Annotated in this window: 26 protein-coding genes, 1 tRNA gene and 1 pseudogene; 5 read left to right on the top strand and 23 right to left on the bottom strand. The window is 44.3% G+C overall.

Features of this window, described 5'->3' with window-relative positions:
- Nucleotides 1-163 precede the first annotated feature (163 nt).
- On the bottom strand, nt 164-2737 hold the full coding sequence (locus FTU50_RS02180; RefSeq protein ID WP_180046589.1) for an acyl-CoA dehydrogenase: 2574 nt from the start codon (nt 2735-2737) through the stop codon (nt 164-166).
- A 454-nt stretch (nt 2738-3191) separates the two neighbouring features.
- On the bottom strand, nt 3192-4205 hold the full coding sequence (gene lipA, locus FTU50_RS02175; RefSeq protein WP_005179140.1) for a lipoyl synthase: 1014 nt from the start codon (nt 4203-4205) through the stop codon (nt 3192-3194).
- Nucleotides 4206-4418: 213 nt separating this feature from the next.
- Between lipA and sthA the strand changes: the two genes are divergently transcribed.
- A complete protein-coding gene (gene sthA / locus FTU50_RS02170) occupies nt 4419-5834 on the top strand; it encodes a Si-specific NAD(P)(+) transhydrogenase (protein ID WP_005179136.1) in 1416 nt (471 codons plus the stop codon).
- A gap of 132 nt (nt 5835-5966) precedes the next feature.
- On the opposite strand, the pseudogene FTU50_RS02165 reads toward sthA, so the two are convergent.
- From FTU50_RS02165 to map, 5 genes and pseudogenes are all read right to left on the bottom strand, one after another.
- Nucleotides 5967-6939, bottom strand: a pseudogene (locus FTU50_RS02165) (TauD/TfdA dioxygenase family protein).
- 205 nt (nt 6940-7144) lie between these two features.
- Nucleotides 7145-7279 carry a hypothetical protein gene (locus FTU50_RS15480; protein ID WP_005179131.1) on the bottom strand — a complete coding sequence of 45 codons (135 nt, stop codon included), beginning with the start codon at nt 7277-7279 and terminating at the stop codon, nt 7145-7147.
- A complete protein-coding gene (locus FTU50_RS02160; RefSeq protein ID WP_180046593.1) occupies nt 7272-8486 on the bottom strand; it encodes an MFS transporter in 1215 nt (404 codons plus the stop codon). The genes FTU50_RS15480 and FTU50_RS02160 overlap by 8 nt, the downstream gene beginning before the upstream one ends.
- Before the next feature lie 155 nt (nt 8487-8641).
- The gene (locus FTU50_RS02155) at nt 8642-9706 is read right to left on the bottom strand and encodes an OmpW family protein (RefSeq protein ID WP_180046595.1); all 1065 of its coding nucleotides are present in this window, start codon (nt 9704-9706) and stop codon (nt 8642-8644) included.
- 313 nt (nt 9707-10019) lie between these two features.
- Entirely contained in the window at nt 10020-10847 is an 828-nt protein-coding gene (gene map / locus FTU50_RS02150; RefSeq protein ID WP_075166964.1) for a type I methionyl aminopeptidase, read from the bottom strand.
- 207 nt (nt 10848-11054) lie between these two features.
- Here map and rpsB point away from each other — a divergent pair, with 207 nt between their 5' ends.
- The 3 genes from rpsB to FTU50_RS02135 all read left to right on the top strand — a co-directional run bounded on the left by rpsB (nt 11055) and on the right by FTU50_RS02135 (nt 13367).
- On the top strand, nt 11055-11801 hold the full coding sequence (gene rpsB / locus FTU50_RS02145) for a 30S ribosomal protein S2 (protein WP_005179120.1): 747 nt from the start codon (nt 11055-11057) through the stop codon (nt 11799-11801).
- A gap of 142 nt (nt 11802-11943) precedes the next feature.
- On the top strand, nt 11944-12819 hold the full coding sequence (tsf, locus tag FTU50_RS02140) for a translation elongation factor Ts (RefSeq protein ID WP_180046597.1): 876 nt from the start codon (nt 11944-11946) through the stop codon (nt 12817-12819).
- A gap of 65 nt (nt 12820-12884) precedes the next feature.
- Entirely contained in the window at nt 12885-13367 is a 483-nt protein-coding gene (locus tag FTU50_RS02135) for a DUF3465 domain-containing protein (protein ID WP_180046599.1), read from the top strand.
- A gap of 45 nt (nt 13368-13412) precedes the next feature.
- On the opposite strand, the gene FTU50_RS02130 is transcribed toward FTU50_RS02135, so the two are convergent.
- The 7 genes from FTU50_RS02130 to FTU50_RS02100 form a co-directional block, all read right to left on the bottom strand.
- Nucleotides 13413-13874, bottom strand: a complete 462-nt coding sequence (locus FTU50_RS02130; RefSeq protein ID WP_180046601.1) for a DUF962 domain-containing protein — start codon at nt 13872-13874, stop codon at nt 13413-13415.
- A gap of 409 nt (nt 13875-14283) precedes the next feature.
- A complete protein-coding gene (locus FTU50_RS02125) occupies nt 14284-14895 on the bottom strand; it encodes a septal ring lytic transglycosylase RlpA family protein (RefSeq protein WP_005179113.1) in 612 nt (203 codons plus the stop codon).
- Nucleotides 14896-15187: 292 nt separating this feature from the next.
- The gene (gene mltB / locus FTU50_RS02120) at nt 15188-16189 is read right to left on the bottom strand and encodes a lytic murein transglycosylase B (RefSeq protein WP_005179112.1); all 1002 of its coding nucleotides are present in this window, start codon (nt 16187-16189) and stop codon (nt 15188-15190) included.
- Nucleotides 16190-16496: 307 nt separating this feature from the next.
- Entirely contained in the window at nt 16497-17147 is a 651-nt protein-coding gene (locus FTU50_RS02115; protein WP_180046603.1) for a hypothetical protein, read from the bottom strand.
- 20 nt (nt 17148-17167) lie between these two features.
- Nucleotides 17168-17983 (bottom strand): NADPH-dependent 7-cyano-7-deazaguanine reductase QueF, encoded by an 816-nt coding sequence (gene queF / locus FTU50_RS02110; RefSeq protein WP_180046605.1) that lies wholly within the window; start codon nt 17981-17983, stop codon nt 17168-17170.
- Nucleotides 17983-18756 carry an ABC transporter permease gene (locus FTU50_RS02105; RefSeq protein ID WP_005179108.1) on the bottom strand — a complete coding sequence of 258 codons (774 nt, stop codon included), beginning with the start codon at nt 18754-18756 and terminating at the stop codon, nt 17983-17985. Before FTU50_RS02105 ends, queF begins: the two co-directional genes overlap by 1 nt.
- Nucleotides 18753-19688, bottom strand: a complete 936-nt coding sequence (locus FTU50_RS02100; protein WP_005179107.1) for an ABC transporter ATP-binding protein — start codon at nt 19686-19688, stop codon at nt 18753-18755. Before FTU50_RS02100 ends, FTU50_RS02105 begins: the two co-directional genes overlap by 4 nt.
- A 180-nt stretch (nt 19689-19868) precedes the next feature.
- On the opposite strand from FTU50_RS02100, the gene FTU50_RS02095 reads away from it, so the two are divergent.
- Nucleotides 19869-19945 (top strand) — tRNA-Arg (locus FTU50_RS02095).
- Between the two features lie 81 nt (nt 19946-20026).
- On the opposite strand, the gene FTU50_RS02090 is transcribed toward FTU50_RS02095, so the two are convergent.
- From FTU50_RS02090 to FTU50_RS02050, 9 genes are read right to left on the bottom strand one after another with little or no spacing between them, the layout of a single operon-like run.
- The gene (locus FTU50_RS02090) at nt 20027-20293 is read right to left on the bottom strand and encodes a hypothetical protein (protein WP_180036716.1); all 267 of its coding nucleotides are present in this window, start codon (nt 20291-20293) and stop codon (nt 20027-20029) included.
- 11 nt (nt 20294-20304) lie between these two features.
- Nucleotides 20305-20586, bottom strand: a complete 282-nt coding sequence (locus tag FTU50_RS02085; RefSeq protein ID WP_180069444.1) for a hypothetical protein — start codon at nt 20584-20586, stop codon at nt 20305-20307.
- Nucleotides 20576-21142, bottom strand: coding sequence for a hypothetical protein (locus FTU50_RS02080; protein ID WP_180069441.1), 567 nt, complete (start codon nt 21140-21142; stop codon nt 20576-20578). The genes FTU50_RS02085 and FTU50_RS02080 overlap by 11 nt, the downstream gene beginning before the upstream one ends.
- Entirely contained in the window at nt 21139-21453 is a 315-nt protein-coding gene (locus FTU50_RS02075) for a hypothetical protein (protein WP_180069438.1), read from the bottom strand. The genes FTU50_RS02080 and FTU50_RS02075 overlap by 4 nt, the downstream gene beginning before the upstream one ends.
- Nucleotides 21446-21751 (bottom strand): DUF551 domain-containing protein, encoded by a 306-nt coding sequence (locus FTU50_RS02070; protein WP_180069435.1) that lies wholly within the window; start codon nt 21749-21751, stop codon nt 21446-21448. The genes FTU50_RS02075 and FTU50_RS02070 overlap by 8 nt, the downstream gene beginning before the upstream one ends.
- Entirely contained in the window at nt 21751-22065 is a 315-nt protein-coding gene (locus FTU50_RS02065; protein ID WP_180069433.1) for a hypothetical protein, read from the bottom strand. Before FTU50_RS02065 ends, FTU50_RS02070 begins: the two co-directional genes overlap by 1 nt.
- Nucleotides 22062-22721 carry a PD-(D/E)XK nuclease-like domain-containing protein gene (locus FTU50_RS02060; protein ID WP_180069431.1) on the bottom strand — a complete coding sequence of 220 codons (660 nt, stop codon included), beginning with the start codon at nt 22719-22721 and terminating at the stop codon, nt 22062-22064. The genes FTU50_RS02065 and FTU50_RS02060 overlap by 4 nt, the downstream gene beginning before the upstream one ends.
- On the bottom strand, nt 22718-22927 hold the full coding sequence (locus tag FTU50_RS02055) for a hypothetical protein (protein WP_180069429.1): 210 nt from the start codon (nt 22925-22927) through the stop codon (nt 22718-22720). Before FTU50_RS02055 ends, FTU50_RS02060 begins: the two co-directional genes overlap by 4 nt.
- The gene (locus tag FTU50_RS02050; protein WP_180069426.1) at nt 22924-23796 is read right to left on the bottom strand and encodes a recombinase RecT; all 873 of its coding nucleotides are present in this window, start codon (nt 23794-23796) and stop codon (nt 22924-22926) included. The genes FTU50_RS02055 and FTU50_RS02050 overlap by 4 nt, the downstream gene beginning before the upstream one ends.
- Nucleotides 23797-23803 lie beyond the last annotated feature (7 nt).

Here is a 23803-nt window from a genome sequence, read left to right as displayed (position 1 = left end):
GAATAATTCAAGTGAATTTGTTTGAAAGAAGAACTTTAAAAGCTTTATTTTCACCCGATAAAATACCCATAAAACAAGAGGAAGCTCAAATGAGCTTCCTCTTGTGAAAAATTGTGGGACAGCAATGGCCCAAAAGCCACTTTATTCAATATTCAGTATATAACTAAAAACGGATAAACGGTTCCGGATCCTCTTTATGATGATCTGTGGCCAGTTGTGCGGTGCCACCGGTTTTCGGTTCTGCTGAAGTTGCCGGAGGATGAGCTTCCGTATCGACACCTAAAGGTTCAATTAAATGCGGATTGTCTAGTGGCAGGGTCTGTTCCAGCTGCATATCGAAAATATCGGTCAGAATACTGTCAAAGCGCTGCGCGTTATAACTGAGTAGCTGGCTAGCTTCTTCGGGTTGAATCGCGCCGGTATTTAGGGCATCGGCAATGTGTTCTTCAAAACTGAGGCCATCAAAACTGCCTTTGGCTTCAGCTTTTTTAAAGCGATCCCACAGCGGTTCAATTTCGGTTAAGCTCTGGAAGGTACTTTCCATCCGGCCAAAGACATCGTCCGGGTCCGTGTTATAGAAAACATGCTGTTTCAGCTGCTGGCGAAAAGCATTGTCCTGCATCATGCTCATGGCCACATCACGTTTCAGCTGATCGCTTGGTGGCTGCAAGGCACGGCCCCACGGGAAGCAGATCAATTTCACGACGCCAGCCGCCAGCTGCATAGGGAAATTATTGAACAGTCCAAAGAAGGCTTCTTGTGCATTAAACAGTGCTTTGTCTAAAGCCAGTTGCGCATGCAGTTGCTCATCTGCGGTTTTTTGCCCATGTGCATAGTATTTTAAGATGGCGGTGGCAATAAACAGCTGCGCATGAATATCGGCCAGGCGTCCGGACAGCATTTCCTTGCGTTTAATATCACCGGCCAATAAACCCAGACACATATCGGCAGTCAGGGCAAAGGCCGCACTAAAACGGTTGATAGTTTTGTAATAAGGCCGGCTAAATTCATCGGCTTGTTGCGGAGCATCGAATGAACCGCCAAACCAGCCAAAGGCAAATGCGCGCGCAGTCCGGTTAAAGGTATAACCGAGATGATGGTAGAACAGTTCATTAAATTGTGTCAGCGCGGCATCTTTATCAGGGGCTTGTAGCAGTTGTAATTCTTCATACAAATACGGATGGCAACGCATCGAACCCTGGCCAAAAATCATCAGCGAGCGGCTTAAAATATTGGCCCCTTCAACGGTAATGGAAACTGGAATGGCCTGATAGGTCAGCGCCAGAAAGTTCCGTGGACCCAACTGGATGGCGCGGCCACCGACCACATCCATACCATGATTAACCACACGGCGCATAGACTCTGTGGCATAGTACTTGGCCATCGCGGTCATCACGGCAGGTTTGCCGCCCTGATTCAGTCCACAGGTCACCAGATAGCGAAAGGCTTCCAGCATATAGGTTTCACTGGCAATATCACTGGTGACTTCCTGTACGCCTTCAAATTTCCCCACCGACAACTTGAATTGCTGGCGGATTCGCGCAAAAGCACCGACATTTAAATAGGTCATTTCCCCGGCAGCGGTTGACAGTGCCGGTAAGGAAATCCCGCGACCGACGGCCAGACATTCCATTAACATGCGCCAGCCTTTACCGGCATTTTCCACACCACCGATAATCCAGTCGAGCGGAATAAACACATTCTGACCTTCGACTGTGCCGTTCATAAATGGTGAACCGGGATGATGGCGCGGCCCGACTTTTACTCCAGCATGATTGGCCGGCAGTAGCGCACAGGTAATGCCATAGTCGGTTTTAGTCTTATCGCCGAGTAAGCCTTCCGGATCATACAGTTTAAAAGCCAGACCAATCACGGTGGCAATGGGCGCCAACGTAATCCAGCGTTTGGAGAAATTCATTTTCAGACCAAGTACTTGCCGGCCTTCAAACTGGCCATAACAGACCACGCCAGTATCTGGAATGGCACCAGCATCGGAGCCGGCTTCGGGGCTGGTCAGCCCAAAGCAGGGAATTTCTTCGCCTTTGGCCAGACCGGGCAAGTAGCGTTTTTTCTGCTCATCGGTACCGTAGTGCAGCAGCAATTCACCCGGGCCTAAGGAGTTGGGCACCATACAGCTGACCGCGGCAGTTAGGGAGCGTGAGGCAATTTTGCTCATAATCCGGCTTTGCGCAAAAGAACTGAAAGCCTTGCCGCCGTACTCCTTGGGAATAATCAGGCCCAAAAATCCATGGGTTTTAATAAACTGCCAGGTTTCAGGAGATAAATCTTTGTGCTTATGATGGATTTCCCATTCATCCAGCATCTTGCACAGCTGTTCCACTTCATTGTCTAAAAAGGATTGTTCCTCCGCACTGAGCGTAGGATAGGGATATTGCTCAAAGGTATCCCAGTTGGGCGCACCCATAAACAGCTCTTTTTCCCACCAGCTGGTGCCGGCATCCAGTGCTTCACGTTCGGTGCTGCTCATGCTTGGCATGGCTTGTGACAAAGCCTTATACGCGGGTTGGGTGATGATTTTCATGCGCAAGGCATCCACCATCACAATTATGCTCAGCACAATTAACGGAATGCCTAAAATTAAGGACCAGGGATTAATAAAGGCAGAGACAATACTGACCGCGATCAGGGTCATGGCACCGCTGTTGCGAGACAGCTGAAAATAGAAAATCGCCCACAGTGTAAAAACAAGAATGACGATACTGAGTATAAAAAGCATTATTGTATTTCTCCCGGCTGCTACAGCATCACCGTGCCTGCAAGGAAAAATGAAAGAAATGCTGCTTCATTTTGTCTGAAGTCATCCGGTGAAGGCTGTTCTTGGAACTTCGGTATCGTTTTTTTAAATATCAAGACCATTAAAACGATTGCTAAAAACAAACTCTATGGATGAAGATTGGTTGAAAAATGATCGCTATTCAAGTAAAAACGCGCAACGAAATGTGAAGATAAGTAAGGGATTAACAGCTAGGTCAAAGAATGATAGAAATTTATTTCTGATTTGAATGGGGTATTTTTTTAAAGATGAGCCGTCTTTGGATTTAAGAGGAAATAGATGATCTCTCTGGGCTAAGAATTCTGATCCGAGGACGATGTAAAAATTTAAGTAAAAGATGACCTTGTAAAAAAGCCCCGAATCCGGGGCCTTGTTTTCTAAGCTTAGTTTTCTCAGCTTATGCTTCGATGGTTTGTACACTAATTTTCTTGGCAGGATCAGTCTTGCGACGTACTGCTGGAACTGGCTCACCGTAGTATTGACGGTCTGCAAAATAACTTGAGCGCACCATTGGTGCAGACCAGATATTTTTAAAGCCCAGTTTGCGGCCATGTTCTGCATAACGCTCAAATTCTTCTGGTGTTACAAAGCGGTCAATTGGTGCGTGCTGTTTTGATGGCTGTAAATATTGGCCAATGGTCACATAATCTACATCATGTGCTCTCAGATCATCCAATAATGAAATCACTTCTTCTTCAGTTTCACCAATACCCACCATCAGGCCACACTTGGTTGGAATTTCCGGGCAATATTCTTTAAACATTTTCAGCAGGTTTAAAGAGTGCTGATAGTCTGAACCCGGACGCATGGCTTTATATAAACGTGGCACGGTTTCAATATTGTGGTTAAACACATCTGGCGGACATTCAGTCATAATGCGCAGCGCAATATCCATACGGCCACGGAAATCCGGAACCAGAATTTCCAGCAGGGTATTCGGACTTAAGGCACGCGCTTCTTTAATACAGTCAACAAAATGCTGTGCACCGCCATCAAGCAGGTCATCACGGTCTACCGAGGTAATGACCGCATATTTCAGGCCTAAGTTGGCAATGGTTTCAGCCATATGACGCGGTTCATCCGGATCAAGTGCATTCGGACGACCATGGGCAACGTCACAGAACGGACAGCGACGGGTACAAATATCACCCATAATCATAAAGGTTGCAGTACCACCACCAAAACATTCTGGCAGGTTCGGACAGGCTGCTTCTTCACAGACGGTATGTAGTTTTTGCTGACGCAGTGTCGATTTGATCCGTTGAACTTCTTCTGGTGCCGCCATCTTGACCCGAATCCAGTCCGGTTTGCGCGGCGTTTCAACCGTAGGCACAACTTTTACAGGAATACGAGCGACCTTTTCTGCGCCACGAAGTTTAACACCCTGTTCTGGTTTACGGTTTTCAGACATATTCAACTTTTCCACTGTTTTGACGGGGGAGATATTCGAAAAATAGCGCCTCCATTATAACGGACTTGGGTGCAAATAGGAAAAAAACGATATTCATTTAAAAAATGTGGCTATCACGCAATATATGCTAGGTAAATACAGAAAATCATGATGTTTTCAGTCATAATATGCATATGAGATATAAACAGAATAGATTAGTTTAAGGAGCGTTGAATGCCACGTAAAAAAGAGGTGGTTGCCGGAACTTTCGTTAAATATGATGCGGTGGTCCTAGGTTCTGGTCCTGCAGGTGAAGGCGCAGCAATGAAACTTGCCAAATCAGGCATGCGTGTTGCTGTGGTGGATATGCGTGAGCAACTCGGCGGTAACTGTACTCACGTGGGCACAATCCCAAGTAAGGCGCTGCGTCAGACGGTATCCAGTATTATCCGTTACCAGCGTGATCCGATGTTCCAGAAAGTGGGCGACTGGAAACAGTTCACCATGAAACAGGTGCTGCGTAATGCACATAAAGTGATTCAGCAGCAGGTCGATACTCACTCACGCTTCTATGACCGCAATAAAATTGATATCTATCACGGTCGTGCTTATGTGCAGGACAAAAATACCGTGCTGGTATTCAGTCCGGAAGGCATTAAGGAAACCCTGATTTTTAAGCAGCTGGTGATTGCAACCGGTTCACGTCCGTATCGTCCAGAAATTTTAGACTTTAACCATCCACGTGTATTCGATTCAGACAAGATTCTGGATCTGGATTTCTCGATTCAGAAAATCATCATTTATGGTGCCGGTGTCATTGGCTGTGAATATGCCTCGATCTTCATTGGTCTGGACCATAAAGTCGACCTGATTAACACCCAGCATAAATTGCTCAGCTATCTGGATGATGAAATCTCCGATGCCTTGTCCTATCACTTGCGTGAACAGGGCGTGTTGATTCGTCACAATGAGCAGATTGATCATTTGGAAACCTTTGATGATCACGTAGTGCTGCATTTGCAAAGTGGCAAGAAAATCAAAGCCGATGCCATCTTGTGGTGTAACGGCCGTTCAGGCAATACCGATGGTTTAGGCCTGGAAAATGTCGGCCTGAAACCAAACAGCCGCGGTCAGCTGACGGTAAATGAGCAATATCAGACTGAAGTAGAAAATATTTTCGCTGCTGGTGACGTGATTGGCTGGCCATCTCTGGCGTCTGCTGCCTATGACCAGGGTCGCTGTGCAGGGGCCAACATGAGTGGCGAAGAAAATGTGGCACCGGTGACTGATATTCCAACCGGTATTTATACCATTCCGGAAATTTCTTCAATTGGTAAGACCGAGCAGGAACTGACTGAAGAAAAAATTCCGTACGAAGTGGGTCAGGCTTCTTTCCGTCATCTGGCACGTGCGCAAATTACCGGTGATACGGTTGGTGAACTGAAAATTCTGTTCCACCGTGAAACTTTAGAAGTATTAGGTGTACATTGCTTCGGGAATAACGCGGCAGAAATTATTCACATTGGTCAGGCGGTAATGAACAGCCCGAACAATACCATCAAGTATTTTGTAGAAACCACATTTAACTATCCAACGATGGCAGAAGCGTATCGTGTGGCGACCTTAAATGGTATGAACCGTCTGTTCTAAGCGGTTGCTCATACTAAAAAACCCGTAAACACAGTTTGCGGGTTTTTTTATGGTTGGATGAAAAGGATAAATATCCTGCAGTCAAAGTCCTGAACATCGGTGCATATTCAGTATCTCTAGTTCAGTTCCTGCTTAAAAAGGTCGGCTTCCGGCAAGGCTGATACGTTTTAACAAACGGCGCTGCTCGGCTGGAAATGGACGGGGGGAATGCAGGGTAGCCTGATTATCCCAGAACACAATATCACCGACTTCCCACTGATGCTCATAGGCAAATTCTGGTTGAAGCAGATGGGCACGTAACTGGGTAATCAGTTCGCTACCAGCCTGATCGTCATAGTTTTCCAGTTCCACTTCGGTATGGGTATTGAGCCACAAAGCTTTACGCCCGGATTCTGGATGGGTGCGCACCAAAGGATGTGGATAGGCATGGCTTAAAACCGGTTGATCTTTAAAGCGATACAGCGGACTGTTGCCATAAACGCCGTCTTGCGACGAGGCTTGGGTTTTCTGCCGGCGAACAAAAGGGTTGTAAGTAATTAATTGTAGCTGGTTGATATGTGCCTGAGTGTCGGCATCTAGGGCATTATAAGCTTTGATGGTATTAATCCAGCTGGTCTGGCCACCATTTTGTGGCAGTTCAATAGCATAGAGCAAAGAGCCAAAGGAGGGCAGCGGTGTCCATTGATGATCGGCATGCGGGCTTAATTCACCATGACCAGTATAATCGCCTTGTCCTACTGCATTGGAAACAGGCACGATATCGGGTGGTACACCGCTATCATCCTGCGCGGCCAGTACAGGCGTGTCGGCAGCGGGACGGAAAATTGAACCGAAATAGGTGGTAAAGGCCAGATACTGTAAATCATCCAGCTGTTGCTGTTTGAAAATTAAAACTAAATGTTCTGCCAAGGCCTGTTTCAGCCGGAAAATGGTTTCACCCGATTGAGCCTTGCGCGCATCTAATCCATACACCACCGCACCAAGAGCCTGGTCAGTGTGTGGAGCAATACGGATTTCGCTGCCGTCCTGGAATTGATTGGCCTGATGCCAGCGCGGTGCATGGTGAATGGTGAATGGCTTGGGAAAGTTGGGTCAGACTGGTCATGTTTAAGTTTTTCTCTCAGTGTTATTGCTTCAAGAAAATTTAGAAAAAAACGCAGGCCAAATAAAATCAGAAGAAATTCTAAACTTATGAAAAGGCTATAAAAATAATTAAATATATGATTTATATTCTTTTAATTAAAACAGCAAACCAAATAACTGAATTTGCTGTTTCGGGATTTGCTGTTGATGCTGCGGGTTTTTAAACATTAATGTGCACAAAACGCCTGATTAAAGTATTCAAACAGCTGCGGGGTTTTCATCCATAACAGCAGCGATAAAATAAAAAAGCTGATAATGCACAGGCCAATCAGAATTTTTAACAGCGACATTGAATTAGTCATGCACCACCGCCTGTTCATTCACAAAGAAATGTACCCAGACGCCAAAAGCACTTAGCGCAATCGAGAACATCCAGATGGCATTATAGTTACCGGTTAAGTCATGGTTCAGGCCACCCAGCCAGCCACCGAGGAACGAACCAACCTGATGGGTGAAGAATACAATCCCACTGAGCATGGTCAGATATTTCACCCCGAACATATTGGCTACAATGCCATTGGTCAGTGGCACGGTCGATAACCATAACAGTCCCATAATGACACCAAAGCCATAAATTGTCCAAGTACTGAGCGGTAACAGTAAAAAGGCGATAATGGCCAAGCCACGCAGACCATACAGCCACATCAGTAAATGCGGTTTGGAATATTGGCCGCCCAACCAGCCAGCCGTATAGGTGCCGATAATATTGAATAAACCGACTAAGGCCAGGAAGATGGTGCCGGTGGTGGCGTTAAATCCATGATCAATTAAATAACCTGGCAAATGAATACCAATAAACACCACCTGAAAGCCGCAGACAAAAAAGCCCAAAGATAAAAACCAGAACGGCTTGTGGTTTTTGGCAATCACCAGAATCTGCTTAAATGTTAACGCCGGTTGCGGTTTGGTGGTCGCTGCATTCGGGTTGGTATACATCGGTGCTTTTAAAGTCCATGCCAAAGGAATTAGCAGGGTCATTAAAATGGCGCTAACCACCAGCGCACCTTTCCAGCCTAAATTCTGCAATAACAGCAGCGTGGTCGGCAGCATAATAAACTGACCGAAAGAGCCCGCTGCGCTGGCAATTCCCATCGCCAGGCTGCGTTTTGAAGGATGGGCTGCACGGCCAACTGCGGACAGTAAAATCGGAAAAGAGGTGGCAGAGAGCGCCAGACCTAAAATTAAACCGGCACTTAAATTCAGCAGCCAGCCGGTCGAGCTGACCGCCATCAGCAATAAACCCAGTGCATATAAGGTACCACCAACAGCGACCACAATTTTACTGCCATATTTGTCGGCAAAGGCGCCGGTAATTGGTTGTACCGCACCCCAGATCAGGTTTTGCATGGCAATAGCCAGACTAAAGACATTATGCCCCCAGCCAAATTCATGGCTCATTGGCACCAGATACAGGCCAAAGGCATGTCGTACCCCCAATGACAGCGCCAGAATAATGGCACTTCCCATCAGCATATAAATCAGGGCTTTGGAAAAACGGGTATCTGACATAAAAAGTCCGGCAGCCAGGAAAGACCTGCTTATGTTAGTAGATTGCCGCGTGGGAGGCGATAGAATAAAAATTAAATAAAAGATAAAATTTTTTTATGGCTGCATCAAAAAAGACAGCCCGAAAGGCTGCCTGATGATGGACTGAAAATTAAAGCCTAGAAACGGATACCAATACCGGCATAGGCCAGAATCGGATTCACTTCAATATCGGCCTTAGAACGAATAAGTTCGCCATGTGTGGCATCGGTCACGGTAATGGTGGTGTCATTTTGCAGATGTGCATAGGACAGCGAACCAACCGCAAACCATTTTTCATTAAAGTCATAGGTGAAACCGACTGTTGCTACCGGTGCGAATGCGTCGGATGCTTCAAGTTCAACTTTCGGATTGGCATTACTTGGTGTACCTTCCAGTGATGCACCGGCTTGCCCCTGTTTGATATTGGCAATCATATGACCGGCGGCAATCAGATCCTGTTCGGTACGCGGGTTAATTTCCAGTTCGTTAAAGTAGGCATACATTAAACCTAGGCCGACATAAGGACGGAATTTATTTACACCGGTTTTACCGAAGTGATACTGAAACTCAAATGCTGGTGTCCAGGCACGTGCCGAGGCCGCAGGACCATGCGCTTCTAGATCGGTAATGAAAATATCATTTTCAAGCTCTAAATTTCCTAAAGCTCCGCCCATAGGTGTTGCAGTTGCTGAAAAAGGTGCATAAATTTTTCCTTTACCTTGTAAATCGACTTTAGGCGGAATACCAGCTTTCATTTCAAAAGAAATATTGTCGGTAAAAAAGTAATTGGTCATGATGCCCAATGTGGTGACATCATCGGCTTCTAAACCCGTACCTGGATTATCCCATTGACTGAGTCCACGGATTTCAGCAGTTCCACTCAGTGCTGAGGCGACATCAGCATTAATTAAAGCTAGCCCATCAAGAGTAGCCTTTAAGAAAGGATTGACGCTACTTCCTGGTTTGATATTGTCGAGCACCGTTTGTGCTTTGATATCTCCAACTTTTGCAGTTTCACCTTCTTTTACCGCGGTATTAACCTGAAAGGGTTGTGCCTTGCCTTGTGGCATGACATGCAATGCCCCGACTGAAACAGAAAAACGTTTAAAACCATCACCATCTTGCAGGCTAAAATACGGTGAGGCATAAGAAACAGCAGGTAAGGCCAACAGCGTGCTGGCAAATAATAAGGTCTTCTTCATATAAGGGACTCCATGTCCAATTTGTTGCTCGTTTTTATAAGGGCCATTATTTAATAGTTAGATAAAGCAAGACTGTTGTTTTTGAAGAAGATTGTTTTATTACATTTGTAACATTCTTGAAATAAGTTTGCTGCTCTGTGACTTATTTATGACTTGTGTAGCTAGAAATGCTAATAGGGTTTTTAGGGATGAAACCTGAATATTGATATAAGTATTTGATTTGTTTATTTTAAGTTGAAGTTTTAGGCGATAAAAAAGGCCACATCAATGTGACCTTTCTGACAATTTTTTTAGTTTTTACGCCAATGACAGCTTAAGACTGGAAACGTGACAGGTCTTCTTCAGGACGTGCAGTCAGGACTTCCAGACCGTCTTTAGTCACTAAAATAGTGTGTTCATATTGCGCTGAAAGTTTGTGATCTTTGGTCACCACAGTCCATTTGTCGCCCAGTAATTTGGTTTGCCAAACACCCGCGTTTACCATTGGTTCAATGGTAAAGGTCATGCCTTCTTCTAAAATCATGCCGGTATCTGGCTGGCCATAATGCAGCACTTGCGGTTCGTCATGGAAGGTTGTTCCAATGCCATGACCGCAATATTCGCGCACCACACTAAAGCGCTCAGATTCGACATATTTCTGAATGGCATGGCCAATATCACCAATGGTCGCGCCCGGTTTTACAACTTCCATACCGCGGTACATAGCTTCCTGTGCTACTTTGCATAGACGGTTGGCAAGAATAGAAGTTTCACCACCAACGATGTACATCATGTTGGTATCGCCGTGGTAACCATCTTTAATGACCGTGACATCAATATTCAGGATATCGCCTTTTTTTAATGTCTTGTTTTCAGATGGAATACCGTGACACACCACGTGGTTTACCGAAGTACAGATGGTATGCTGGAAGGCTGGACGACCTGGGGCTGCACCATAGCCCAGGCAGGCTGGAATGGCATTTTGTACATTGACAATATAATCGTGACAAATCGTATCAAGCTCAAGTGTGGTTACACCCGGTTTGATATGTGGCTTGATCATATCCAAAACTTCCGCTGCCAGTCGTCCCGCTACCCGCATTTTCTCAATTTCATCTGCGGTTTTAATTAATCGACGAGGCGCTTGATAAGTACTGTTCATGATCTCTAAAAACTTTTGGAAATTTATATGTGACTATGGTATAAATAGCCGCCCATTTTATCAAATGCTTTTTCGTGAATAAATTTCGCGGGCATTGTGCGATGGGGCAACAAAATCCGCACATATATCGTCACATTACTCTGGGTGCCCTTTGGGGTGGAGAATGCGGATATATGGAGGCCTAACCCAAACTTTAAGGTAAAGAAAATGGCAGATTACAACGTAAGCATGCGCGACCTTCTACAAGCTGGCGCGCACTTTGGTCACCAAACTCGTTTCTGGAACCCAAAAATGCGTCAATACATCTTTGGCGCGCGCAACAAAATTCACATCATCAACCTTGAGCACACTGTTCCTGCGTTAAATGATGCTTTGAACTTCGCTAACCAATTAGCAAGCAAAAAGAACAAAGTTTTGTTCGTTGGTACTAAACGTGCTGCTTCTAACATCATCCGTGAACAAGCTCAACGCGCTGGTCAACCATACGTAGATCACCGTTGGTTAGGTGGTATGTTGACGAACTGGAAAACACTTCGCCAATCTATCAACCGTTTAAAAGATCTTCAAACTCAATCCACTGACGGTACTTTCGCTAAGCTGACTAAACGTGAAGCTTTAGAGCGTAGCCGTGAGATGGAAAAACTTGAACGTGCTTTAGGCGGCGTTAAAAACATGGGTGGTTTACCTGACGCATTATTCGTAATTGACGTTGACCACGAAGCAATCGCGATCAAAGAAGCGAAAAACCTAGGTATTCCTGTAATCGGTATCGTTGATACAAACTCTAACCCAGACAACGTAGACTACGTTATTCCGGGTAACGACGATGCGATCCGTGCAGTAACACTTTACGCTTCTGCTATGGCTGATGCGATCATTGCTGGTAAAGAGTATGCTCAAACCCAAGCAAATGCTCAAGCGAAAGGCGAAGAAGCTCCAGCTTCTGAGGCTTAATGCGTTTTTGACGCAAGCTTGTCATTTTTGCGACATGTGATGGTGGCAAAGTAAGCGTCATGTATGCAGGCGGCCCATGAGTATCCTCTGGGCCGTTTCTGTTCTAAAAAGAATTCATTTTCTACCGAATTAGGAGATTCACATGACTGCTATTACTGCAAGCATGGTTAAAGAATTGCGTGACCGTACTGGTTTAGCAATGATGGAATGTAAAAAAGCTTTGACAGAAGCGGGTGGTGACATCGAATTAGCGATTGACAACCTTCGTAAATCTGGTCAAGCAAAAGCTGCTAAAAAAGCAGGTAACATTGCTGCTGACGGTGCGATCACAATCGCTCAAGAAGGTAACAAAGCAATCCTTCTAGAAGTAAACTGCCAAACTGACTTCGTTGCTAAAGACGAAAACTTTGCTGGCTTCTCTGCGAAAGTTGCTGCTGCTGCACTTGCTGCTGGCGAAACTGACGCTGCAAAAATTGCTGAACTGAAACTTGAAGATGGCCAAACTGTTGAAGAAGCGCGTATTGCTCTTGTTCAAAAAATTGGGGAAAACATCCAGGTTCGTCGTGCGCAAATCATTGAAGGTGGAAACCTTGCAGTTTACAAACACGGTCTGAAAATCGGTGTTGTTGTTGCTTACACAGGTGATGCTGCGACTGGTAAAGGTATTGCAATGCACGTTGCTGCATTCAACCCAGTTGCTGTTACTGCTGAACAGGTTCCTGCTGAGCTGATCGCGAAAGAGAAAGAAATTGCTGAAGCAAAAGCAATCGAATCTGGTAAGCCAGCGAACATCGTTGAAAAAATGGTAACTGGTTCGGTTGAAAAATACCTGAACGAAGTTGTTCTTGAGCGTCAAATGTACGTAATCGACAACGAGAAGAAAGTTGCTGATGCATTGAAAGCTGCTAACACAACTGTTGCTCAATTCGTTCGCTTCGAAGTAGGTGAAGGTATTGAGAAGAAAGCAGAAATGAGCTTCGCAGAAGAAGTTGCTGCTGCTCAAGCTGCTGCAAAATAATTTATTTTGCGAAAAAGCCCCGTTTCGGGGCTTTTTTTATGACCAAGACAACAACAGGAAGAACAATGTCGAAGAAAACTAATATGGGCATTGGCGCAGTAATTGCGCTGCTGGTTGCGGCTTATTTAGGTATCGACCTACAACTGCAAAACTCCGGTTCAAATACCTTCACTCAACAGCAGTCTGAAACCACACTGCAAGCTCCCGTTCAGGATGATACCGCCAAAATTGCCCAAGCCTTTCAGCAACGAAAAAATGATGTACAGGTACAAGCTACTGGTACAGTAGTGGCACTGTTAAGTGATGACAATGAAGGTTCGCGCCATCAGCGTTTTATTCTGGAACTTGGCAATGGGCAAACCTTGCTGGTTGCCCACAATATTGATTTGGCTCCACGCATCGACCGTCTGCAAAAAGGCGATACTGTCGAGTTCTTTGGTGAATATGAATATACCGACAAAGGTGGCGTGATTCACTGGACCCATCATGATCCGCAAAAACGCCATATCGATGGCTGGTTAAAGCATCAGGGAAGCATCTATCAATAAGCCCTCCGGCATTGGAGCAAAATGCTTCCTGATGTGTAAGCGTCTTTAGGTTTGGACATCCAGATGCGTGGTGTGCTGGCGAGATTTCCAGGATGGTAAAATCTTGCCTAAATAGGCATCCATACACCAGAGCGGTCCAATCAGCAGGAATTGCAGATCTTTAAAGAACGATGGTTTTTTGCCTTCGACCTTGTGGCCATAGAACTGTCCAATCCAGGCAAAAACAAACAGCGCAATATAAAAACCAACACCAACCGGTAAAATCCAGATTAACCAGGCCATCACCAGAGTCAGTGCTGCCATGGCCACGGCCAGTACCAGATCCAGGCGTGCATAAAAAATAAAGACCAGCACCAGTAACAGGGCAGTAAGCAGGGCGCTGAAATGCGCAATGATGCCAATAATGGAAAAATAGATGGTCGGTACACAGACCCAGTGAATCAGTTTATTGGTCTTGTTTTGATGACTTTCGCTATATTCATCCAGCCATTCTGAAATTGTTTTCATGCAGTACTCCTTTTGCATTATTTTTCTGAGTTTCCAAGAATGTTCTCACTATAAACGAGAAGCGGAAAACGGTCAAAATGGGGCGGCAAAAATACCTGAAAATCGTAAAATGAGGGAAATAGGGAAATTCCTGTATAAAGGAATAGGGCTAAATGCGCATAGGATGCGTTTTAAGCGCAGAAAAAATAAAAAGCTACCTATGGATTCAAAAAGGAAGAAAAGCACGCTAAGCGTGGAAATGAAAGCAAATTTGTAGTTTCAAAATGGATTATTCGATTTTATGACCAGATCAGCGTATTTAAAATCCAAAAAACGGATAGGGAAGTAAGCGTCTTTCCCTGAATTTGGGCATTAAAAAAGCCACCTGAGGTGGCTTTTGGGTCATATGGTGCAGGAGCTTAAACGGGTATTAGGAATTTGGACCATCTACACGTTCAATGCTGACTTTGGCTACGCCAGCATTGGTAATGCCTAAACGTTTTGCAGCACCGTAAGATAAGTCGACTACACGGTTACCATGGAATGGGCCACGGTCATTAACCTTAACGATTACGCTTTTACCGTTGTTCTTGTTGGTTACACGGATATAGCAGTTCAGTGGTAGGCTGCGGTGTGCTGCAGTCATGGCATTCATGTCGAATGTTTCGCCGCTGGCAGTTTTACGACCGTGGAACTGACGACCGTACCAAGAGGCCATACCGGTCTGACTGAATTTACGAACAGTATTCGATGCTACGGTGTTTAACTTTTCAATGACAGAAGGCTCTTCTTCTGGGATTTCAATTTTTGCAGCGATGGTTTCGCGGCGGATTTTATCGCCAGAACGTTCTGTAATTGAAAGGCTATTTAAATTAGAGAAGTGGGTATTAAAGCTTTGTGCTTCTTTGTTTAGCACACGGGCAGCCAGGCTAGAGCTTTCATTGTCGTTATTGAACGATGAAGATTGCACCATTTCGGCTTGCGACTGACTTAAGGTAAATACCGTCGACAGCGCCAGTAAATATTTAATTGAAGAATGCATATGTTTAAAACTCCTGCAGCTTGATGCCGTGAATCAACCCTAAGTGGTTGATATAGCAGACATCATGCCTGTTATTTCACTTTTGCAACCATATTTGACGAAATGGATAATATTCATCGTTTACTAAAGGTGTCTAGTCTTTACACGGAAATAATGACAAAAAATACCAAACCTTTACCTCTTTTGGTTAAATAATAGCCAATATTGTAACAATGTATGTGAAAAGTCGGTTTTGTGCGCAAAATCTCGTAAAAAAATCTTGACTTTGTAACTTTTTAGTAAAAATAAGTTCTTATCGACTGACAATTTCAGTACCCAATAACCAGAGTGCAGTGGCATACATACGGCTGCGGTTATAGGTGGTAATCACCTGAAAGTTTGGATAGGTGATGTAATAAATTGGACCATAATTTTCTTGTAATTGAATGACATTGACCAGATCGAGGTCATCAATTTTCACAATCGGATTCAGCGGACTGATGCCCTGATTTTTCAGCACACCATACGGGGTAGGCAAGGTTAGATCTTTGGCAATCACTGCATCTGGAGTTGAACCGCTATAACGGGCAGGGAATGCAATCGGCTGATTACGCTGCCAGCCATGCTGGGCCAAATAGTTGGCAATCGAGCCAATCGCATCTACTGCTGAATTTCTTAAATCAATATGTCCGTTGCCATCATAATCGACGCCAAATTTAGGAATATTGCTTGGCATAAACTGTGGATAGCCAATTGCACCGGCATAGGAACCGACCACAGAATGGGTGGCAACACCATCTTTATAGCTCCAGGCAATTAGCGCAGACAGTTCACTCTGGAAATATTCGGCCCGGCGTGGATAGCCAAAACCTAAAGTGGCCAGCGCATCCCGGGTAATAAAAGAGCCTTTATTGGAACCAAAACCGGTTTCAACGCCTAAAATCCCCAGAATAATCGCTTGCGGCACGCCAAACTGCTGTTCGGCACGATTCAGGGTATCGGCATATTGCTGTTTGAAACGCACACCACGTTGAATGGTGCTTTCAGCCAGAAAATTGGTTTTATAGGCATACCACGGTTTGCTTTCACCGGGACGATTCATGATGTTGATAATATTTGGCAGATTTTTGGCACCGCTCATGGCGCGATCAATTTGCTCGGAACTGAGCCCATACTGCTGCATGGTTTTTTGCTTAAAGTTTGGATAGTCCGGATGGCTGAGGAAGTCATTGGCCTGAACAACACTGGATAAGGAAAGAGCACCAACAAGTAAAGAAAGACGCTGTAATTTTTTATAGAAATAACGATTCAACATATTGGTTCAATTTCCCAATGTATTATCAATTTAGTGACAAAAAGCAGATGGTGTTTAAAAATTAAAACAGGTTGAGCAAAAATGTCGATTTAAAAAAGACAGTTCACACAGGCAATTAAGATAACATTCATTCTGGCGCTACAGGCAAGCGCATATACAAAAAGTGACAAAGCCTGTCTAAAAAATGTGCGCTGTTTGTAACAAAGTTCAACCAGGGCTTCATCCTCCCTCCTTTATAGAGAAATGTTGCGGGAAAAGTGGCATAAAAAAACCTGACCGGAGTCAGGTTTATTAAAGGTGTTTCTGCTTAGGCATGAAACAGGGTGTCATGATATTCCGCCAGCGCGACCAGTTCATCTTTGGTCAGGTTTGGAATAATTTTATCTACCGCAATATGTACAGCTTTAATAACCGCAGCTGAGCCAATATCAGCTGCTTTACGTTTGATCATGCCCAAATCGAGGGTTTTATTAAAGTCACTCATAAAATGACGCACAGTAGCTTCGGCAAACTGTTTATACAACTCGGCCAAAGCAGACTTGTTAATGTCATTGCCGGCTTTAATTTCGGCATAGGTGTTTTTCAGATTGGTCACCAGGCTGGCATCTAAACTTTCACCGACACGCGTGTTGCCGTCTGCATCTTTAAACAGGCTGCGTTCAGAAAATTCAATTGATTGCTTGACCACATCGTTCGGGGCTTTACTCAACAATTGCTTGAGTAACACCGCTACGGTGGATTTGACATAACCGGCCAGTTTTTCCGCAGTATCGCGTTTGTCACTTGGCGGGAAACGGCGGACAAGCTCGGTTAAAATGGCATCAATGATTTCATCATTAATCATTAATGCTGTTTTATCACGTAATGGATACAGCGGTTCGCTTGAATTTTTTTTCTGCTGCGCAGTTTGAATGGTATTTAAAAGTTCCTCGGAAGGAATAAAACCAAAAAATGGCATCTGTTAACCTCAATGTTTTTTTATTGTCGCGCTAAACGAATAGGGCGAGGCATCCATGTTAAATCCGATACACGACATGGATTAATGTCTAATCCGCCACGACGTGTATAGGTGGCATACACCATCAGTTTTTCAGGATTCAGGTTTTGCCAGATGTCGGAAAACATCTGTTCAACACATTGCTCATGAAAACCGTTATGCTGACGGTAAGAAATAATATAAGCCAAAATACTGCGATAACAAGGTTTTTTACCCTGATAGCGGATAAAAATTGTGCCCCAGTCAGGTTGACCGGTGACCGGACAGTTACTTCTCAGTAAATGTGAATACAGTTGCACTTCGACCTGTTCGTCTTGCTCGGCATCGTGCTGTAATAAGGATGCATCCGGATGATTTTCCAGTCGGGTCGGGCTTAAGTCATCAATACATATGCCTTCAGGATGGCTAATTGCCAGATCATCGACAGATAACAGTTCCAGATTGACCTGTGCCTGTGCCGCGACTGATAAATCCTGCTCGACGGTATTGATCAGCGCGTCTGTTGAAGCAAAGGTGCTAAAGTTCAAACTGTTGAAATACAGCTTTAAAGATTTCGACTCGATTAAATTTGGTGAGGTGGCAGGCAAGTGAATCCGGCCAATAGCAACTTGCGGAACGCCGGCTGCATTTAACCAGGACATCTCAAAGACATGCCACCAGTCTTTACCTTGCTGAATACCAGCCACATGCGCATATTTTTCCCGCGCTTCAGCACGCGCAATCGGAAACAGCACATCAGGTTGATAGGTTGTTGGGTACTGAGTGTCTTTACCCAATAAAGAATTTTCTACGCTCATTATTCACGCATTCCTGAACCACGGGAGAGTAAATGATAGGCAATGCCATATAACACAGCACAGCATAATGTAATCACGCCTAGGGAAACGGTCACGTTGACATCGCTATGTCCTAAAATGCCATAACGGAAGGCGTTGACCATATACACCACAGGGTTAATTAAAGAAAGGTTTTGCCAAAACGGCGATAATGCACTAATTGCATAGAACACACCACCTAAATAGGTGAGCGGTGTTAGCACAAAGGTTGGAATAATGGAAATATCATCAAATGATTTGGCATAAACGGCATTAATAAAACCGCCTAAAGACAGTAATAATGAAGTGATCAGTACGGTATAAATAGTCACAAACCAGTTGGTAATGTATAGGTCGGTGAAAAACAGGCTCATTAAGGTCACAATAATGCCGACCAGTACGCCGCGACATACTCCACCCAGCACATAGCCCCACAAAATGGCATGTAATGGCACCGGACTCATGATCAGTTCTTCAATGCTTTTCTGGAATTTGGCACTAAAGAAACTAGAGGAGACGTTGGCATAACTATTGGTAATGACCGCCATCATGATCAGGCCGGGCACAATAAACTGCATATAGCTAAAGCCGCCCATTTCCCCAATACGTGAACCGACCAGATTACCGAAAATCACGAAATATAGACTCATGGTGATGGCCGGTGGTAACAGGGTTTGTGGCCAGATCCGCATAAAACGGCGGATTTCCTTATGAACCAGCGTATACAGCGCAACTCTTAATTGATTAAAGTTCATTGCGCGACTCCTGCAAGATTTTTCTCTACCATCTTCACAAATAATTCTTCAAGACGATTGGCCTTGTTACGCATACTGCGCACCTGTACCCCTTGTGATTCCAGTAACTGGAACAGCTCATTCACGGTATGGGCCTTGTCCATAGTCACTTCCAGGGTTAGCGGATCGACCAGATTAAAACGTACCCCGATAATATCCAGATGAATGGGCTGAATTGGTTGAACCAGATCGAAAATAAAAGTTTCTTCATTCAGCTGGTTCAGGAAGCCTTTCATGGTGGTGTCTTCTTTAATCACACCGCGGTCAATAATGGCAATGCGGCGGCATAGCATTTCTGCTTCTTCCAGATAGTGGGTGGTCAGAATAATGGAAGTGCCACTATTGTTCATTTCAATCAGGAAATCCCACATCGAGCGGCGCAGTTCGATATCGACCCCGGCGGTCGGTTCATCCAGAATCAGCAATTTCGGTTCGTGCATCATGGCGCGGGCAATCATCAAGCGGCGTTTCATCCCGCCAGACAGCATTCGCGCTTGCGTGGCACGTTTATCCCACAGCCCCAGTTTTTCTAAATACAGTTCGGCGCGCTGCTGCGCCACTTTTTTGGGAATACCGTAATAACCGGCCTGGGTCACCAGAATATCAAAGGTTTTTTCAAAATGACCAAAGTTAAACTCTTGTGGTACCACGCCCAGACACTGTTTGGCTTGAGAGGGATGGGTATCCAGATTGTGGCCAAAAATTTCCACGGTACCCGAGGTTTTCTTGGTTAAGGAGCTAATGATACTGATCGTTGTAGATTTGCCTGCACCGTTGGGACCCAGCAGCGCATAAAATTCACCTTCAGGTACAGTCAAATTGATACCTTTTAAGGCCTGAAACCCATTGCGATAGGTTTTAGACAAGTCTCTTAACGTCAATGCATCAGTCATGAAAATCTCGCATGGTGTAGGGAGAGGCTATTGTGAGCGATATTGCCCAATAAACCAAGTAATCTACCGGGAATTCTGCATCGTATATTTGGAACGATTGCTTAAAGCATAAGCATAAAAATAAAGAACTTATATATAGTTGCTTTACCTTGTGCATTTTTTTGTTATGATGTGCGACGCGCGCTCGTAGCTCAGTTGGATAGAGTACAAGTTTCCGAAGCTTGGGGTCGTGGGTTCGATTCCCGCCGGGCGCACCACTACTATTTATAAAATCAATAACTTAAACTACCTTTGGCGTAAATTTGGCGTAATCCGTTTTTTACGCAAGAAAAACCCCGCTAAATTCTGCGGGGTCTGCCTACTGCTTTTTTCAGGTCTTCTGGTCTACTTTCTAACCAATCAGACAATTTTTTTAAGTTCCATCTTCGCCCTTTTGTAGTCTCGGTGATGTACTTTGGTTTCGGGAATCCCTTCAGACAAATAATAGATGCTTTGAAATATCCTTTTTCGTAACTTAAAAACTCTGCCGCCTGATCATCTGTTAGCCAAATGTCGGAGGGCGGCAGGGCAACAACCAGGCTGCCCATATTCGCCATTGCTGTCATTGATCCACCTCCTACTGCTTCACATCATAATTAACAGCGTCAATGCCAATCTGAGCAGCCAAACAACTGGCTTCATGTTTATAAAACTCAGCCATTAAAGCATGAGTGTTTAATAAGATTGTTTTGACTCCACTCAGTTCCAGTGCTTCACTTCGATCTATAGCAAGATCAGCATCGGTATAGAAGCGAATATCCTTAAACACATAATGCTCATCAGATAAAATTACATGTGTCTCGCTTTCTGCTTCCGATAACTCAATCAGTGCGTATGGTTTTTGGTGCTTAAATATCATCTTTTCCACCAAATTCATCAAACGGCAAGTATGCCTCAATCTCATCAATCGTTAGGATTGTGCCAATTTCATCCCATAGCGTAAAAATTTCGACTTCAACATCACCATCTAAACCCTTTCCAAAAGTAGCGATGTGATAATCATAAACACCGTCATCAATTGCCACTGGAATGACAACCAAGCTGCCAATTTCAGGCTTCACATTTTTATCTTTAATCCACATATTATCCACCGCTTGAAAACCATCTAAGTACAATTTAAAAGGACCTGTAAAGCACTCTGACACAGCAAAAACAACTTTATTGCTACCATAAAAAGCCTGAGACCAATCTTCACTTATACCGAACCGCTTAACACCGCTTTTCGCCAATTCGTAAATTTTCTTATAGCAGGCCTGGTCTCCATTAAAATTAGAAAACCACAATGGGGTATCCCTTAATTCGAGTAGGCTTTTTGCTTTAGTCCAATTTTTGGCATCGGCATAGTCCTCTGCAATGATTAGATTGTAGTGGTCACTACCATCTTTTACTTTTTTATAGACATATAATCCAGTCACGACACTTCTCCCAAACTCCCTACAACACCACTCGGCAGTCCACTCAAATAGCAGGTGAACAGGTGATACAGCTTATCTGCATTACTTTCATCCACCGTGATAATCCCGCCAGTACCGCTTTTAACACGCTGTCTTGACCAGCCTCGCATGTGATACGTGAACTCATTGTCATAATCCACCGCGTTTAAAATCGCATTGAACGAGCCAACATCGCCAGCCGACCATGTTTCATTGTATGGCTTGTCCTTAGCCACAAGGTTGTCGATCTGAAGCTGCGCGAACTGCACGTTGGTTAATTGAATTTCAGTCATTGGCTGGCTCCTGTGGTGCATCGGGTAACGGCATCCAGTGAGTTGCCTTCCTGCATCCAAAGCTGGACAATCCAAAACCAAATTCACAATGACCAGCTAACGCACTAAGCCGACTCTCGGCTGGCGCAAAATAAGTAACACAAAGCTGATTTTCTTTTGGCAGTTCATCCTCAACCGAAATCCACCCCGGCACCGCTTGGGCTTTGGCTAACTCACGACAAGCCAAATCAAAACCGTATTTGAATTGCTGCGGCTTACCATCGTATCCACAGCGTTTTTTTAATTTTTCAATATCCATCACGCCACCTTCGCCAAATTATTCATCATCACAGCTTTGCGATACTTGCCAGCCATGGCCCAATTCAGGTCATCAATAAAGCTTTTCCCATTGTTGAGATACTGCTTTAAAAACACTTCATAACGCCCAGACAAGTAATCATCCAGATCATAAAATTCCCTTACCTCGTGGCGCTCGAAAGGGATTACGCCACGCTTTGTTGACCCGTTACACTCTTTAGTGATAACCATCAGGTTCTTCTTGAGTGTGATTTTATGGCCACCACGATCTAGCCATTCGATAAAGGCAGGTGAAATGCTGTTGGGTAGTTTCATGCTGCCACCTTACCTTTACTGCGCTCAGCAAATAGTTGCTCATAGTAGTTTTGACAGTGCGGAATCTTGTCTTTAATTTTCTGAATAATTGCTTCGTCACGCTCAATAGTCACAGTCGTTTTGCGCTCTCGAATATCAATTTTCTCTACAAGATGAACCAGTTGATCTATGTCATCCCAATCTTTTAAAAGCTCTGGTGGGCAAGGGAATAACCAAAAATCAATATTCGCCACATCGCATTCATACAGCCACATATAGGCTTGCATCTGAATGTCATAGCCTGCTTTTTTAACCTTCTCCATTGCTTCATCAGCAAAGAAAGGATGGGTGCCAATATCCCAGGTAACCTTTGTGTCGATAATGAGTTTTCGTTCAAGATCAAGCACATCACACTCACCAGTGATTAGCTCATTCTCAACACGCCCAACATGCTTTTGGTAATTGCGAAAACGCATCTTGCCCGACATTTCAATCGCTAAATCTTCGAGCAAATTTCCTTTTTGTGTGTACTGGTTACCAGTGAATGAGCGAAAGCCGTATAAATCTTCTTTCACAATGTCACGGATAGCTGATTTTGCCGTGTCGCTGATGACAGCCGCTTTAGAGCGACCATCACCGATTAATTTATGTAGAGAGGAGCAGCGGAATAGTTTCATTGAATATCCTCCACACTATTAAGTAATAAAAGGTCACCATTAACCCAAACAGCGTGCTGATACCCGTATTTGCGCTTCACAAGTTGAGCAATCACCTTTTGATCTATCAATCTTGGTTTGTTTGGTGTTTTATTAGTGACAAGGCCTGATGCATTACCACTGCGTGATGGCTCTTTAATTGCAACAATGTTTTCAATTTCCATCACTGAGCCTCCACCGCAACACGCTGCGCATCTGTCAAAGCATACCCATCCAAGATATAAGCCTTATCAATCGCATTAGCGTTTAGCTGTTCTAGTGCTGCATTAAACTCATCGTCATTCAGCGTTGGTTTTGGTGCTTCCAAGTCTGCAATTGATTCTTGATGGTCGATGTAATCAAACTCATCTTTATCTACATCACGAATGATTGCCTGGTCTGCCATTTGTGCTTTTTGCATATCAATCGAAAGTGGTGCTTGCTTAGATAAAAGCAGCTTTAAGACCGTTTTGAGCGCCATTGCTTCAAACTGATCTTTCCACACGCCAAAGCCTTTTTTGGCTGTTTGGCTGTACTTATTGGCGTGCTTCATTACTTCTTCTTTACTCATGTAAAGTTCAGCAGTGAAGCCATTAATTAGCTTGAAAAACGCCACATATCCAATCGGCTCACCACTTGGTTTGACCGACCAATCAAATTCATAACCAAGCAGTGGGTTTTCACTAATCAATTGGCCGTTATAGACTGGCGTTGCAGCAATGCGGCTGAACTGACCAGATCGTTGTGCAAGTTGAATATAGCCTTTGTAACCGAGTTGAAATTGAGCCTCAATCTTGTTTTCCTTGTTGTTTTTGAAAGGAACAATGTAAGCAAAACCAAGATTGTTATTGATTGGCAAATTCAGCGTTGCAGCCATACACGCAGCACTAAAAATAGTCTGCGGGTCAGCATTTACCAACATTGAGTTGCTGTTCACGATCTGCAATACAGACGTTGCAAAAGCGGGGGCATTTTTACCAACAAGCTCTTTCAGCTTTTCCTGAACCATTGGTTTTGAGAAAAAGTCTTTAGCGTTATGTTTGATTGGTGCATTCATATTCTTA

The sequence above is a fragment of the Acinetobacter sp. YH12112 genome, assembly GCF_013418945.1.
GTDB lineage: Bacteria > Pseudomonadota > Gammaproteobacteria > Pseudomonadales > Moraxellaceae > Acinetobacter > Acinetobacter indicus.
The sequence above is the reverse complement of the archived record's forward strand: the minus strand, read 5'-3'. Positions and strand labels throughout refer to the sequence as shown.

Excerpts from the sequence above, each read along its gene's own strand:
- FTU50_RS02180 (WP_180046589.1), bottom strand. The coding sequence starts at position 2,737 with ATGCTTTTTATACTCAGTATCGTCATTCTTGTTTTTACACTGTGGGCG.
- lipA (WP_005179140.1), bottom strand. The coding sequence starts at position 4,205 with ATGTCTGAAAACCGTAAACCAGAACAGGGTGTTAAACTTCGTGGCGCA.
- sthA (WP_005179136.1), top strand. The coding sequence starts at position 4,419 with ATGCCACGTAAAAAAGAGGTGGTTGCCGGAACTTTCGTTAAATATGAT.
- FTU50_RS15480 (WP_005179131.1), bottom strand. The coding sequence starts at position 7,279 with ATGACTAATTCAATGTCGCTGTTAAAAATTCTGATTGGCCTGTGCATT.
- FTU50_RS02160 (WP_180046593.1), bottom strand. The coding sequence starts at position 8,486 with ATGTCAGATACCCGTTTTTCCAAAGCCCTGATTTATATGCTGATGGGA.
- FTU50_RS02155 (WP_180046595.1), bottom strand. The coding sequence starts at position 9,706 with ATGAAGAAGACCTTATTATTTGCCAGCACGCTGTTGGCCTTACCTGCT.
- map (WP_075166964.1), bottom strand. The coding sequence starts at position 10,847 with ATGAACAGTACTTATCAAGCGCCTCGTCGATTAATTAAAACCGCAGAT.
- rpsB (WP_005179120.1), top strand. The coding sequence starts at position 11,055 with ATGGCAGATTACAACGTAAGCATGCGCGACCTTCTACAAGCTGGCGCG.
- tsf (WP_180046597.1), top strand. The coding sequence starts at position 11,944 with ATGACTGCTATTACTGCAAGCATGGTTAAAGAATTGCGTGACCGTACT.
- FTU50_RS02135 (WP_180046599.1), top strand. The coding sequence starts at position 12,885 with ATGTCGAAGAAAACTAATATGGGCATTGGCGCAGTAATTGCGCTGCTG.
- FTU50_RS02130 (WP_180046601.1), bottom strand. The coding sequence starts at position 13,874 with ATGAAAACAATTTCAGAATGGCTGGATGAATATAGCGAAAGTCATCAA.
- FTU50_RS02125 (WP_005179113.1), bottom strand. The coding sequence starts at position 14,895 with ATGCATTCTTCAATTAAATATTTACTGGCGCTGTCGACGGTATTTACC.
- mltB (WP_005179112.1), bottom strand. The coding sequence starts at position 16,189 with ATGTTGAATCGTTATTTCTATAAAAAATTACAGCGTCTTTCTTTACTT.
- FTU50_RS02115 (WP_180046603.1), bottom strand. The coding sequence starts at position 17,147 with ATGCCATTTTTTGGTTTTATTCCTTCCGAGGAACTTTTAAATACCATT.
- queF (WP_180046605.1), bottom strand. The coding sequence starts at position 17,983 with ATGAGCGTAGAAAATTCTTTATTGGGTAAAGACACTCAGTACCCAACA.
- FTU50_RS02105 (WP_005179108.1), bottom strand. The coding sequence starts at position 18,756 with ATGAACTTTAATCAATTAAGAGTTGCGCTGTATACGCTGGTTCATAAG.
- FTU50_RS02100 (WP_005179107.1), bottom strand. The coding sequence starts at position 19,688 with ATGACTGATGCATTGACGTTAAGAGACTTGTCTAAAACCTATCGCAAT.
- FTU50_RS02090 (WP_180036716.1), bottom strand. The coding sequence starts at position 20,293 with ATGACAGCAATGGCGAATATGGGCAGCCTGGTTGTTGCCCTGCCGCCC.
- FTU50_RS02085 (WP_180069444.1), bottom strand. The coding sequence starts at position 20,586 with ATGATATTTAAGCACCAAAAACCATACGCACTGATTGAGTTATCGGAA.
- FTU50_RS02075 (WP_180069438.1), bottom strand. The coding sequence starts at position 21,453 with ATGACTGAAATTCAATTAACCAACGTGCAGTTCGCGCAGCTTCAGATC.
- FTU50_RS02070 (WP_180069435.1), bottom strand. The coding sequence starts at position 21,751 with ATGGATATTGAAAAATTAAAAAAACGCTGTGGATACGATGGTAAGCCG.
- FTU50_RS02065 (WP_180069433.1), bottom strand. The coding sequence starts at position 22,065 with ATGAAACTACCCAACAGCATTTCACCTGCCTTTATCGAATGGCTAGAT.
- FTU50_RS02060 (WP_180069431.1), bottom strand. The coding sequence starts at position 22,721 with ATGAAACTATTCCGCTGCTCCTCTCTACATAAATTAATCGGTGATGGT.
- FTU50_RS02050 (WP_180069426.1), bottom strand. The coding sequence starts at position 23,796 with ATGAATGCACCAATCAAACATAACGCTAAAGACTTTTTCTCAAAACCA.